Annotated in this window: 12 protein-coding genes; 1 reads left to right on the forward strand and 11 read right to left on the reverse strand. The window is 58.6% G+C overall.

The window, feature by feature from the left end:
- Positions 1-3: 3 nt before the first annotated feature.
- The 3 genes from tig to coaE all read right to left on the reverse strand — a co-directional run bounded on the left by tig (position 4) and on the right by coaE (position 3,537).
- Positions 4-1,314, reverse strand: coding sequence for a trigger factor (tig, locus tag WCS52_09255; protein ID MEI6167369.1), 1,311 nt, complete (start codon positions 1,312-1,314; stop codon positions 4-6).
- A 19-nt stretch (positions 1,315-1,333) separates the two neighbouring features.
- Complete coding sequence (gene rho / locus WCS52_09260; GenBank protein MEI6167370.1) at positions 1,334-2,641, reverse strand: transcription termination factor Rho; 1,308 nt, start codon at positions 2,639-2,641, stop codon at positions 1,334-1,336.
- 305 nt (positions 2,642-2,946) lie between these two features.
- Positions 2,947-3,537 carry a dephospho-CoA kinase gene (coaE, locus tag WCS52_09265; protein MEI6167371.1) on the reverse strand — a complete coding sequence of 197 codons (591 nt, stop codon included), beginning with the start codon at positions 3,535-3,537 and terminating at the stop codon, positions 2,947-2,949.
- Between the two features lie 260 nt (positions 3,538-3,797).
- Between coaE and WCS52_09270 the strand changes: the two genes are divergently transcribed.
- Positions 3,798-4,850 carry a DUF3187 family protein gene (locus WCS52_09270; protein ID MEI6167372.1) on the forward strand — a complete coding sequence of 351 codons (1,053 nt, stop codon included), beginning with the start codon at positions 3,798-3,800 and terminating at the stop codon, positions 4,848-4,850.
- Here WCS52_09270 and WCS52_09275 read toward each other — a convergent pair.
- The 8 genes from WCS52_09275 to WCS52_09310 all read right to left on the reverse strand — a co-directional run bounded on the left by WCS52_09275 (position 4,823) and on the right by WCS52_09310 (position 12,193).
- Complete coding sequence (locus WCS52_09275) at positions 4,823-5,824, reverse strand: polysaccharide deacetylase family protein (protein ID MEI6167373.1); 1,002 nt, start codon at positions 5,822-5,824, stop codon at positions 4,823-4,825. The two genes, WCS52_09270 and WCS52_09275, sit on opposite strands and share 28 nt — an antisense overlap.
- A gap of 11 nt (positions 5,825-5,835) precedes the next feature.
- Positions 5,836-7,770 (reverse strand): family 10 glycosylhydrolase, encoded by a 1,935-nt coding sequence (locus tag WCS52_09280; protein MEI6167374.1) that lies wholly within the window; start codon positions 7,768-7,770, stop codon positions 5,836-5,838.
- Positions 7,771-7,772: 2 nt separating this feature from the next.
- Positions 7,773-8,825, reverse strand: a complete 1,053-nt coding sequence (gene tsaD, locus WCS52_09285; protein MEI6167375.1) for a tRNA (adenosine(37)-N6)-threonylcarbamoyltransferase complex transferase subunit TsaD — start codon at positions 8,823-8,825, stop codon at positions 7,773-7,775.
- Position 8,826: 1 nt separating this feature from the next.
- Positions 8,827-10,134 carry a S41 family peptidase gene (locus WCS52_09290; protein ID MEI6167376.1) on the reverse strand — a complete coding sequence of 436 codons (1,308 nt, stop codon included), beginning with the start codon at positions 10,132-10,134 and terminating at the stop codon, positions 8,827-8,829.
- Positions 10,135-10,177: 43 nt separating this feature from the next.
- Complete coding sequence (locus WCS52_09295) at positions 10,178-10,516, reverse strand: hypothetical protein (GenBank protein MEI6167377.1); 339 nt, start codon at positions 10,514-10,516, stop codon at positions 10,178-10,180.
- A 64-nt stretch (positions 10,517-10,580) separates the two neighbouring features.
- A complete protein-coding gene (gene tatC / locus WCS52_09300; protein MEI6167378.1) occupies positions 10,581-11,339 on the reverse strand; it encodes a twin-arginine translocase subunit TatC in 759 nt (252 codons plus the stop codon).
- Positions 11,323-11,571 carry a twin-arginine translocase TatA/TatE family subunit gene (locus tag WCS52_09305; protein ID MEI6167379.1) on the reverse strand — a complete coding sequence of 83 codons (249 nt, stop codon included), beginning with the start codon at positions 11,569-11,571 and terminating at the stop codon, positions 11,323-11,325. Before WCS52_09305 ends, tatC begins: the two co-directional genes overlap by 17 nt.
- Positions 11,572-11,668: 97 nt before the next feature.
- A complete protein-coding gene (locus WCS52_09310) occupies positions 11,669-12,193 on the reverse strand; it encodes an OmpA family protein (protein MEI6167380.1) in 525 nt (174 codons plus the stop codon).
- Positions 12,194-12,203: the final 10 nt, after the last annotated feature.

Raw genomic sequence — 12,203 nt, forward strand, 5'->3', positions numbered from 1 at the left:
TGATCATTCCGGGGTGATGGTGGCGGCCGCATGCAGAAGGTCCACGGCCTTTTCAAGGCGCAGGTTCCGGCGGAGCGTTTCGATGGCGCCGCGTTTTTCCATGTCCGCCTTGAGTTTTTCCGGACTTTGTCCGTACTGGTTCACCATTTCGCTGAAGCGTTTTTCCATGTCCGCTTCGGTGACGGTGATCTGCTCCTCCTCCGCAATGCGGTTGAGGATGTAGTTGACCTTGACGCGCTCGGAAGAGGACTGCGCGGCGCGGTTGAAGATATCTTCACGGTGTGACTCGATATCATCCTTGCTGACGCCGCGGCGCATGTTTTCCTGAACCACGTCCTGAATGATGTGACGGGCTTCTTCCTCCACCAGCGACTGAGGCAGGTCGGTGAGTGGGGTATGTTCCATCACCCACTTGACGATCTCGTCCTTCTGGCGGTTGGTTTCGGTCTGGGTGGCGGTGGCGATCAGGTTCTCCTTCACCTTGACGCGCAGGTCGGCGACGGACTCGGCGCCCACCGTCTTGGCGAACTCATCCGTCAGTTCCGGGGAATGTCGTTCCCGGATGCCCTTGGCGGTAATGGAGTAAAGCGCGGACTTCCCTGCCACGGTTTTGGCGCGGTAATCGGCGGGAAACGTGATGGTGACCTCGCGGGTCTGCCCGACTTCGATCCCCTCGAGCTGGGCTTTAATGCCCGGCAGGAATTCCGGCATATTGTCGGAAAGCAGGACCCAGAAATCCTTGCCTTGAGCCAGTTCAGGGCGGTCCGGAGCCACCTCGCTCAGGGGAAGGCCCCCGCAGGTGCCATTGTAGTCAATTTCCACAACGTCATCCTTTTTCGCCGCCCGGCCGGTAGCCGTCTCGAAATGGGCGCTGCGGTCACGGATACTGGTAAGTACCTGTTCAATGTCCTCTTCCTTCACCTCGATCGTGTGGCTGCTGATCGCGATGCCCTTGTAGGGGGGGAGCGCGAATTCAGGCATCAGATCCACGGTGACCTTGAAGGAAAGGGGCAGCTGCTTGGCAATCTGAACGTCACTGACGTCCACCACGGAGACCGGCGTGAGGTTCTCCTGCTTGAGCGCCGTCTGATAAGCCATCGGAACCAGGCGTTCGCGGGTTTCCTCAAGGGCGTCCTTGGAAAACTGTTTTTCGACAATGGCCGCCGGAGCCTTGCCCTGGCGGAAGCCGGGGATGCGCGCGCGGGCGGCAATGGATTTGATGACCTGCTGGTATTCGGCGGTCACTTGTTCGGTCGGGACTTCAATGCGCAATGCTTTACGGCAGGGCCCGATCTGTTCAACTATTACTTTCATAAGTATTCTCTATGCTCCCTTATTCTTTCATCGCCATCAGAAATTCGGCATTACTCTTGGTTTTCTTCAATTTATTCACAATCAATTCCATCGACTCCACCGGCTGAAGGCCGTTGACAGCACGACGCAAAATCCAGATCTTACCTAGCTCATCGGGATGGAGCAAGAGTTCCTCTTTACGAGTTCCTGATTTCTCCACATTGATCGCCGGGAAGATCCGCTTGTCCACCAGGGTCCGGTCCAGGCAGAGTTCCATGTTGCCGGTTCCCTTGAACTCCTCGAAGATCACCTCGTCCATACGGCTGCCGGTATCCACCAGGGCCGTGGCAATGATCGTCAGGCTGCCGCCGTGCTCAATGTTGCGGGCCGCCCCGAAGAAGCGCTTGGGTTTGTGCAGGGCATTGGCGTCGACACCACCCGAGAGAATCTTGCCGCTGTGCGGCTGCAGGGTGTTGTAGGCGCGGGCCAGACGCGTGATGCTGTCGAGCAGGATGCAGACATCCTTGCCGCATTCCACCATGCGCTTGGCCATTTCGATCACCATTTCGGCGACCTGGACATGCCGCTCTGGCGGCTCGTCGAAGGTCGAGCTGAGCACGTGCGCCTTGGTGGTGCGCTCCATGTCGGTGACTTCCTCGGGGCGCTCGTCGATGAGCAGGATGATCAGGTAGGCCTCGGGATGATTGGTCGAGATACTGTTGGCTATCTTCTGGAGCAGAACCGTTTTCCCGGTACGGGGCGGTGCGACAATCAGGCCGCGTTGGCCCATGCCGATGGGCGTGAAGAGGTCCATGACGCGCATCGAGACTTCGCTGGGCTCCCGTTCCAGGATAAACCGGCGATCCGGGAAAAGCGGGGTCAGATTCTCGAAGGGAACCTTGCCCTTCGACTTTTCAGGCTCGCCGAGATTGATTTTGTCCACCTTGACCAGGGCGAAAAACCGTTCTTTGTCTTTCGGGGCCCGGATTTCGCCTTCGACCAGATCACCGGTTCGCAGGGCGAAACGGCGGATCTGGGAGGGGGAAACGTAGATATCCTCAGGGCAGGGCAGATAGTTGTAATAGGGCGAACGGAGGAATCCGAAGCCATCTGGCAGGATTTCCAGAACGCCTTTGCCGTGCAGGGTCCCGTTGAGCCGGCCATTGGCCTTCATGATCTCGAAAATCAACTCATGTTTTCGCAGGGCGCCCAGGTCAATGAGCCCATAGGTTTCCGCCATGAGATGGAGTTCGGGAACCGGACGCAATTGAAGATCCGACAGGTTCAGGGATTGGGGGGTTCCCTGTTGGCGGGGGGCCGAAGGCGGGTGTCCGCCCACATCCGGCATGGGATGCCCTTCCGTGGATTGTCCGGGCGCCGTTCCGGCGGCGGGTTGATATTCACCGGCGGTGAGGGGCAGGGAAGGCTGATCTTGCGGGAGCCCTGAGCCATTAGCTTGAGGGGGGGGCAGGTGTTGGGGGGGGCGATCGATCATCATGTCCGGATTGGGGGGGCGTCGATGCTGGGGCCGCCCGCCACGACTGCGGTGGCCTCCGCCGCCGCCTCCGCCGCTGCGGCGACGATCTGGTCTGCCTGAGTCCGGTCTGCCTGAATCGGGGGGTCTGTTTGAAGTCGGTTGTCTATCGTCCATAATTACTCTCCGCGGATGATCCGCAATACCTGATTTACCTGCTTCTCCAGCAATGACTTACTGCCGCAATTATAAATAACAAAATCGGCCCGCTCCAGTTTCTCGGCCTGGCTCATTTGTGCCCCGATCCGGGCAAGGGCGTCCTCCTGAGAGAGCCCGCGCCCTGTCAATCGACTGAGCTGCTCTGCCGCTGGGGCTCCTAGGCAAATAACTTTGTCCCATGCTTTTTCCGCCCCGATTTCATAGAGCAGCGGAATGATGGCGATCACACAGTCGGCGGTTGCCGCCTGACGGACCACCCAGTCATCCAGACGTTTCAGAATCACCGGATGGGTCAGCCGGTTCAAGGCCAGCCTTCGCTCGGGATCAGCAAACACGCAGTTCCCGAGTGCGGCCCGGTCAATTTGCCCATTCGCGCTGACCACGGCCGTTCCAAATTCCTTAATCAAGGCCGCTTTGACAGACTCATCCTGCTCCAGAATCTCATGGCCGATCTCGTCCGTCTCACATACGGGAACGCCGCGCGCCCGCATCATTTCCCCGGCCAGGCTTTTTCCACAGGCGATCCCGCCGGTTAATGCAATTTTGATCATAGAGGAGAAAGGGACCGATGCCTGTGGGGCGCACTGCTGACGTTTGTGAATGATGAAAGGCTCGATTTAGATGTGGAGTAGGTTGTGCCGCAACAAAGGGAATCTGTTAAGATTCAGAAAAGTGTTGGTGTTCTATGATATTCTTGTGGGGAACGTCAATATAATTATTGACCTCCTGGTTTTCTGGAGTGTTTTGCGTTGTGGGGGCTATAGCGGTGTGATATCTCTTTCTGAGAGGAGGGCTGGGGAAGCAAAGGTCTATGAATATTGCCTTCATCAGGAAGCCTTTATGGGTGTTGAGCTTACGGCTTGGTGCCATGCTATGCATGGGTTGCCTTGGTCGCAGCGGGAACGCCAGCCCTGTGTTCAGCGGGTCCGGTTCCGATCCCGGCGATAATACAGGGCTTGGATATTTAACGGCCCCCTCCTTGTCGCCGGGGCATATTCTGCGACCTTCCTCGATTTTTGTACTGCCGGTGCTGGGGGCCAAGGGGGCGGAGCGGCTTGATTTCGATTTCCATTGGGGGAACGTTTGGAATTACCAACCTGACGAGTTCATGATTGACGGCGAGTGGATCCGCAGCAGTCTCAGGTATTCATATGCCTTGAAAGACACCTTGTCGGTCGGTTTGGCCGTGCCGATTATCGGCCGGACGGGTGGGTTTGCGGATTCCACCATCGAAAGTTTCCATAACGCCTTTAAACTGGGTAATGGGGAACGCGATAGTTTCCCCCAGAACAAATCACGGATTATCCTCAATGCGAAGGGGGAGTCTTATCCTGTGGCGGAGGGAGAGTCCTGGGGAATCGGGGATGTGTCGGCGTTTGTCGCCATGCGGATCACTGAGGGGACGCGTGTGCGGCCGGCCATTACGGTGCAAGGTGAAGTGTTTCTGCCCTCCGGAGACCAGGAGGAACTGCGGGGAATGGGGGCCCCGGCCATTGCGCTCAGTTCGGTGGCCTCCAAGCGGTTGGGCGGGAGTTCGTTCATTTCATTCCTGGGACTGGGCTTCCAGTATTGTGACTCCGATAACATCGGGGTGATCGAGTTCCGCGATGAACAGTTCTCGGGACTGGCGGGGTTGGAATACCAGTGGTCGAAGTCGTTCTGCCTGTTGGTGCAATACCTAATCAGTTCGCCTGTCGCCAAGGATTACTACGCGTTCTCGGAGCCAAGCCATGAAGTGAGCGCGGGCGTCAAGTGGCGGGCGGGGCATGATTCCGCGTTGGAGCTGGCGGTAGTTGAAAATGTCGCCGTGTTCCAGAACAGTGCCGACATTGGCATTCATCTCGCGTTCGGGCGAAGTTTGTAGGAGTCGGACGGCTTCCCGGAGGCAACGTCGTGAAGCGTATAGAAATTCACTTTGGAGGCGGCATATTCCACCAGACTCCGGAAGTCAGAAAGCCGGGTACTGTAGGCTTCCCCGATCAGAAATTGGGCGCCTGGCCGGGTGTTAGCCGCTAAATCCGCGCGATCCACCTCAATGACGGTCCCGGTCACCTTGACGATGTTGAAAAAGTCGGTGATGGCGCGGCGAGTGACGTCAGGCGCCAGTACCAGATCCGTGCCTTGAGGGAGTGTCACCGCCACCGCCGCGGTAAGGGTGGTGCTGGTGACGGACACCACCGTGCCGGTGGCAAAATCACTGTCAGGTAGGATACGGTGCCCATAGAGAAAGAGCAACTTGTTCCGGTCGGCCGCCATGTCAATCCACTGTTTAAGCAGATCGACCGGGACGTAGTGGGCCATGTCCATGGCGGTGCCGGGCACCGATTTATCCGCGCTGACGCCGGTGGCCAATGACAGGCGCTCGGTCCGGCGGTAGGTTTCGACGAGTGGCTGGACGGTTTCCGTCAGTTTCTTGTCGAACATGTTAAAGGGGAAGACCATGGAGTTGATGGTGAGCCCTGCCGCGCGCAGCTCACTTACCGACTTATTGAATTCCTCGTTCAGCCAGCGATCGATCCCATTCTTACGGACAAAGGCGGGTGAGTTGAGATGATGCCAGGTATGGGTCCCGACTTCCCAGCCGTAGGTGTTCTGGAGAGCCAGCAGATCTTCGAGGGTGATGCGGCCGCTGCGCAGGTTCTGGTTGTTGACAAAGCAGGTGGCAACGCCCCCGGCCTTTTTCAGTTCCGGCGCGATGAGGGTAGCCCAACTGCTCCAGCCGTCGTCAAACTGAATCACGATGCCGCCCTGCTTCTCGGCGCTCCAGGAGATACCGGTGAAAAAAAGGAAACTCGCTAAAAAGACGTAGGCTTTGAATTTTAAAGGGGGGGGTGTCATTCTCATAGGAATCATTTGTTGTTACTGAATGGAGGGTTTTTCTCTGTCAAAACCGGCGCCGACAGAGCGGCGCCCTCCATTGATTGGAGATACGGTAACGGGTCCGTGGTCATGCGCGGATTATACTCAAATAAGACAAAGCCCGGAAAGCCTGCATTTTGGACCTGAATAAGTTGGACCGTCACCTGATCGGGGGAGAGCCGGGATTGGGAGGAGGTAAGGCCCACTCCCGGATAGATGCGGCTGGTGAGGCCCAGGGCCCCTTGGGTTTTCAGCAGTGCCTGAAATGCATGGAGGTCTGAGGTGTAATTCATGGGACAGACAAAATTCACCGCATTCCGGCGGAGCCAGAGGGGCCAGTCCTGGCCCACTGAGGCGAAACAGGCCGGAGTGGCTCCATAAACGGCGGCGGAGACCTGAAGATCGGGATTCGTGTCATGGATGGCTTGGCTCATGAGGTCCACGCAGGCTGATATTTGAGCGGCCCGCCAGGTCTGCCAGACCGGGGTCAGAGCGCCGGAGCGGACGTCCTCCGGCCATTGGAGGACAGGGCGCCCCAGTGACTGCTCGAAACGCTGGTGGCAACCCGGGCAGTAACAGGAGTGGCTGTTCATATAGCGGATGTAGTCGAGGTGAACGCCGGCGAAGGTGGGGTCTTGAGCCAACCGGCTAGCGACTCCGGCCAGCAAGGAGCGGTTTTCCGGGTGGGATGGGCAGAGCCAGTCGAGCGGTTCGCCTGTATCTGAAACCTGCAGGCGATTCTGGCTCCGGAGGGTTTTCAATTGATCTGGGGGGGTGCCTTCAAGATTCATGCAGCTCAGCCACGCATGGAGCGCAAGTTTTGCTTTTTCGGGGAGGGGGCTCCCGCTTTGGCGGGATGAGGCGTGAGGGGAAATGGGAGGGGACAGTGTCAGCGGATTTCCCACATGAATAAAAATCGTATTCAGCTTCTGGCGCATAAGACTTGCCTCGATCATTGGCCACATGTCAGCGGACTGAACGGCGCCTTCGTCGAGCCAGATGCCTCTCAGCGAGAAGGCGTTGGTGAGATGGCTCCGGGCATAGAGTTGCGTCAGATCGCTCAGCCAGGCTTGTGCTGCCGTATAGGCCTCCCCGTCTTGACCCCGGCTGAGACGGGGCGGCAGGGGACGCCCAAGGGTCCGGCAGGCGGCTTTCAGGCTTTCGTATTCGCCGAAGGGGCGTCGCAGGGAAAGGCAGTATTCTGCCGCCTGCGTCCAGATATCGGGCATCACCGTGGCCAGCATGGCCAGCAGCATCTGGCGTTTTGCCTCGTCATCGCCCGGCTGAAGAGTATGGCTCATCCAGAACCCGGCCTTGCTCCGGATCCAGGCGGCCTCAGGGGTGCGGGTGCCCCGGCTGTCCAGCCAGGTGGCGATGACATGCGCGGTGCCGGAAGCGGGGAACGCAGGGATGAGGTGTTGTGAGGATTGAAACACCCGTGAGGGGAGGCCGGGTAGCGACGTGCGATCGAATTCAAAGGAAGCCCACTGGGTGTTGGTCCTGGCCTGCTGAAAAGGCCCCAATCTGACTTCCATCAATGAGGCGAGGGACGCATCCATTCCGTAGCACACCACCAGAATACCGCCCGCGTGGATCACCTCCTGGAACGCCTTGAGCTCAAAGGGGGAGGGATGCGGGTTGTAGGGGAGAATCACGACGCGTGTTCTCCAGAGGCGCCAGGATGAAACCTGTTCATCCGTCAGCACTTTATGGGGGGCCCCGGCCTCTGTCAGCCAGGTATCGATGTGTGTCGCCAGTCGCGCGGCCTGACCTTTTTCTGAGGGATCGATCAGGGAGGAGGTCCCTTGCACGACCACGATCTTGCCGGAGTCTCCGTCAAACCAACTGGCCCCGCAAGCTCCTGCCAGCGTGAGGAACAGCAGGAGGCCAGTGGTTCGCAGGGCGGTCGGGTTCAGCCATTTCATGACTAAGGCGCTCCGATGCCCAGATTGGGGTCGACATCCAGTGCCATGGCCTGATCCAAAGGCAGGCGTGCGGCCATTTTATGGAAGGCCAGGCCGGCAACCATGGCGGCGTTATCCGTGCAAAACCGCGGTTTGGCGAGGATCAGGCGCAAGTGTTTCTTTTCGGCCAGTGCCGTGAATTTTTCACGGAGTCGGCTGTTCAGGGATACGCCGCCAACGACGGCCATGACCTTGGCGGTATCAGCGGCATGGGAGGCGCGGTGGAGCAATGTGTCCACAATGGCTTCCTGATAGCTGGCGGCCAGGTTATTGACGTCCGCATCGGGGCCGCTTCCGAGGGGATGCGCCTTGATATGGTAGAGCAGGGCGGTTTTCAGGCCGCTGAAACTGACGCAATATTTCGGGATGAGATCCGGCGTGCGGGCGTGGAGTTTGTGGATGAGTCCCCGGGGAAACCGGACGAACTCACGCTGGCCTGAGCGGGCGGCGAGATCGATGGCGGGCCCGCCGGGATAGCCCAGGCCCAGCAGGTTGGCCCCCTTGTCGAACGCTTCCCCCGCCGCGTCATCCACGGTCCGCCCCAGTTGGCGATACTCACCAATGCGGTCCACTTGAATGAAGCAGGTGTGGCCCCCGGAAACGATCAGGGCGAGAAAGGGGCCCAATGACTCCGGCGTGATCTCCGGGTTGTCCAGGAAGATCGAATAGATGTGGGCTTCCAGGTGATTAACGCTGAGGAGGGGTTTATTGAGCCGGAGCGCCAGCCCCTTTGCCCCTGCCAGGCCGACCAGCAGGGAGCTGGCAAGTCCGGGCCCGTTGGTGACGGCAATGCCATCGATGTCGGACCAGTTGAGACCGGAGGTGTGGATGGCTTCGTTGATCACTTCCGGAAGATGCTCGACATGCATGCGTGAGGCAATTTCAGGTACCACGCCCCCATAGGGCCGGTGCTGGGCAATCTGGGTGAACACGATGCTTGAAAGCACCGTATGCCCGTCACGAACAACAGCGGCCGACGTTTCGTCGCAAGAGGTCTCGATGCCGAGGAGGTTCATGTTATCCTTCACGCTTCAGATTCTGAAAGATCAGGAGTCCCTTGATCAGGTCAATCGCCCGGTCCAGTTGGCGGTCGGTGACTTTGTCGAGATCGGCCGGCTTGAACTTGGGATCCAGCAGGGCGGGGCTTTCGAGCGACAGCCGCTTGAGCTGCACCTGCTGCCACTCCTCGGGCGGGACCGGCACGGAAATATCCGGCTCAATCCCCTTCTCGTGAATACAGCGGCCGCTGGGGGTGTAGTAATGCGCGGTGGTGATCCGTGCCGCTGCACCATCCTCGATCTGGATGATATTCTGGACTGAGCCCTTGCCGAAGGTGGTCTCTCCCAGCAGGACCGCCCGCTTGTTGTCGTGCAGGGCGCCGGCCACAATTTCCGCCGCACTGGCGGAACCGCCATTGACCAGCACCACCATGGGAAAACCGGTGTAGTGGACCGGGCCGCCGGCTTTGGCGGTCGGTTGGCTGGTCATGGTACCCCGGCCGCGGGTGGAGACGATCGGGGTGCCTTTGGGCAGGAACAATTCACTGACTTCAATGGAAGAGGAGAGCAGGCCCCCTGGATTATTCCGCTGATCCAGCACCAGGGCTTTCATGTTTTTGGCGAGGAGTTCCTCCACCGCTTTCCGGAGGGCGGGGCCGGTGGGAGTGCTGAATTCGGTAATCCGGATATAACCGATACTCTCATCCAGCATGCGGATCCCTTTGACACTGGCGATTTTGATTTCTTCGCGAGTCAGGGTCAACTCCTTAAACTCCCCGCCACGCAGGATTTTGATGGAAACCGGGGTGCCCGGGAGGCCGCGCAGGCGCGAGATGGCTTCCCGCATGTCCAGGGCATCGGTTTTGTTGCTGTTGATTTCGACAATTTTATCGCCGGCCAGGATTCCCGCGCGATAGGCGGGGGTGTCGTCAATCGGGCTGATCACCGTCAAGACGTTATCCCTGATACTGATCTGAATGCCGAGCCCCCCGAATTTCCCCTGAGTTTCCTCCTGAAGCTCCTTGAAGGCGACGGGTTCCAGGAACTGGCTGAACGGATCAAGCGACTGGAGCATCCCCTTCAGGGCGGAGGAGACGAGGTTGGAATAGCTGACCTTGGATTCATCCACATAATTTTGCCGGACGAGCAACATGGTTTTGGTAAGGATGCGCACCTGACGATAGGCTTCATCCTCCGCCGCTGCGGCCGATGTCAAGGAGTTGGTTGAAGGTGTGGCGGCCGTCTGGGGCTGGGGCGGCAGATGCCGGCATCCGGTGGTCAGGGCCAACGCAAGGAGGGGCAAAACGAGTGTCAAACGTGTTTTCATATCCCCCCCCGTAAACCATCCCGGCAGGTGTTCCGGGCTCGATTTATTTGCCAGGCAACCAGACCGAAGGTGCAATCTTGAAAAATGACATTTCCGAATATTGAAGCCCCAGGATGATCAGGAGCCCGAGGACGGCAAAAAGGGAGATCAGCATGAACCAGACCGTGGATTTTCCCGGAACGGTATTGGGTTTGGCCACTGCGGGAGCGGGCGCCTGGGCAATAGGGGTGGACGCCGGGACTTCCGGGTCAGCGGATGGGGAGGCGCCTTCCGGGACGGGGACATTCTCCGGTGCCGCGGGAGAGGCCAGATTGCCTGAGCCACCGGAATCGCCGTAGGCTTGAGAGCTTCGTTTCAGTTTGATTGTTCGTACTGTTACCATAGCGCACCATTACCCTGGAAGTTGCAAACCACGGGGACCATGCTAGGCCTAAGCCCGTTTTCGCTCAAGCACTTTCTTCACGGAACCAGATCAGCCAGATGCAGAGTTCATAGAGAGCGATGAGCGGGCCTGCAAGAATCAATTGACTGAAGGGATCCTGAGTCGGGGTGATGATGGCGGCCAGGATCAGAATAATAATGATGGCATGACGGCGTTTGTTGCGGAGTTGTCCGGCATTGATGATGCCTAATTGGCCCAGGACCAGCAGGATCACGGGTAACTCAAACGTGAGGCCGAAGCTCAACATGAGTTTGAGCACGAAGCCGGTGTAACTGGTAACGGTGACGTAGTCGACGCGGATCCCGAGCCAGTCATTCACCCAGAGCATCATGGCCAGTGCCGGACCCAGGGCCAGGAAATAACAGAGGGTCACGCCGCCAATAAACAGGCATGCCGCAAAGAGGAGGCCGCCCAGCAGGGCGCGACGTTCGCGCCGGGTCAGGCCGGGGAACACAAACCAGCAGATGGAAAAAAGAATTACCGGCGCACTGAACAGGAGGCCGCCCCAGACAATCGTTTGCATGGCGACAGACAGGCCGCCGGTGACGTCCAGTGTGCGGATGAAGGCATCAGGGTCCGCCACCACTCCGATCAGGGGACGTTTGAGAATCCTGAAAAAGAGGGGGGCAAAGGCGCAGGCCACTCCCATGCCGGCAAAAACGGCCACTGCGCTCCAGATCAGGGCCTTTCGCAGGTCATCGAGATGTTGGAGAAAGGGTTTGGCGGTTTCTTCCTGAGGAAGCTCGTTATGATTTGTCTGCATCTTGATCCGGGGAAACAGGGGGGGGGTGGGACGGCTCTGTCGGGGGCGGTGGGTCGGCGCTGAGGAGTTGTTTCTTGAAATCGTGAGTGGCCTTCTGGAGGTCGTGTGTGACTTTCCCAAGCTTGCGGGCCATGGCGGGGAGTCCCTTGCCGCCGAAAAGAATCAGGATGGCCGCAAGAATGACGAGCACTTCTCCCGCGCCAATATCGCCGAAGATCGCAAGCATAGGCATACCGAAGCTCATAGTGGGATTGACCCTATCATGGATTCAGCCAATAAAAAAGCCCCGGTTTTTAGACCGGGGCTTCTCGTGACGCAGGAGCGCGGGATTACTTCATCACAACGAATTCAACGCGGCGGTTGACCGACCAGGCCTTTTCGTCGTGACCGGGATCTTTGGGCTTCTCTTTGCCGAAGCTCTTGGTCTGGATGCGGGTGCTGTCGATCCCGAGGTTCATCAGGTAGGTGCGTACGGCCTGGGCGCGGCGTTCGCCAAGCGACATGTTGTATTCCGCGCTGCCCTGTTCGTCGCAATTACCTTCCAAGGTCACAAACGTGCCGGAATTGGCCTTCAAATAGCTGGCCGCGGCTTCCGCCTTGGCGCGTTCGGTTGCGTCCACCAGTGCGCTGTCAAAAGCAAATTGAACCGCGGAAAGCTGGGCGTCGACAATCTGGCCGCTACCGCTGCCGATACGGTTGGCATTTTGTCCATCCCCAAGGGTCGGGTCGACGACGTTTACGTCTGAGACACCGGTGCCGGCGGCATTTTTCTTGCCAAACAAGCCTTTGCAACCGGTCATTGAAACGGCCATGGCACCCACAAGAATCATCGAAACTGCAAGACGTGTATTCATTGCTATCTAT

The organism is bacterium (assembly GCA_037128595.1).
Taxonomy (GTDB): Bacteria; Verrucomicrobiota; Kiritimatiellia; order CAIKKV01; family CAITUY01; genus JAABPW01.

Coding starts and splice junctions, on each gene's coding strand:
- tig (MEI6167369.1), bottom strand. CDS start 1,314: ATGAAAGTAATAGTTGAACAGATCGGGCCCTGCCGTAAAGCATTGCGC.
- rho (MEI6167370.1), bottom strand. CDS start 2,641: ATGCCGGATGTGGGCGGACACCCGCCTTCGGCCCCCCGCCAACAGGGA.
- coaE (MEI6167371.1), bottom strand. CDS start 3,537: ATGATCAAAATTGCATTAACCGGCGGGATCGCCTGTGGAAAAAGCCTG.
- WCS52_09270 (MEI6167372.1), top strand. CDS start 3,798: ATGAATATTGCCTTCATCAGGAAGCCTTTATGGGTGTTGAGCTTACGG.
- WCS52_09275 (MEI6167373.1), bottom strand. CDS start 5,824: ATGACACCCCCCCCTTTAAAATTCAAAGCCTACGTCTTTTTAGCGAGT.
- WCS52_09280 (MEI6167374.1), bottom strand. CDS start 7,770: ATGAAATGGCTGAACCCGACCGCCCTGCGAACCACTGGCCTCCTGCTG.
- tsaD (MEI6167375.1), bottom strand. CDS start 8,825: ATGAACCTCCTCGGCATCGAGACCTCTTGCGACGAAACGTCGGCCGCT.
- WCS52_09290 (MEI6167376.1), bottom strand. CDS start 10,134: ATGAAAACACGTTTGACACTCGTTTTGCCCCTCCTTGCGTTGGCCCTG.
- WCS52_09295 (MEI6167377.1), bottom strand. CDS start 10,516: ATGGTAACAGTACGAACAATCAAACTGAAACGAAGCTCTCAAGCCTAC.
- tatC (MEI6167378.1), bottom strand. CDS start 11,339: ATGCAGACAAATCATAACGAGCTTCCTCAGGAAGAAACCGCCAAACCC.
- WCS52_09305 (MEI6167379.1), bottom strand. CDS start 11,571: ATGCCTATGCTTGCGATCTTCGGCGATATTGGCGCGGGAGAAGTGCTC.
- WCS52_09310 (MEI6167380.1), bottom strand. CDS start 12,193: ATGAATACACGTCTTGCAGTTTCGATGATTCTTGTGGGTGCCATGGCC.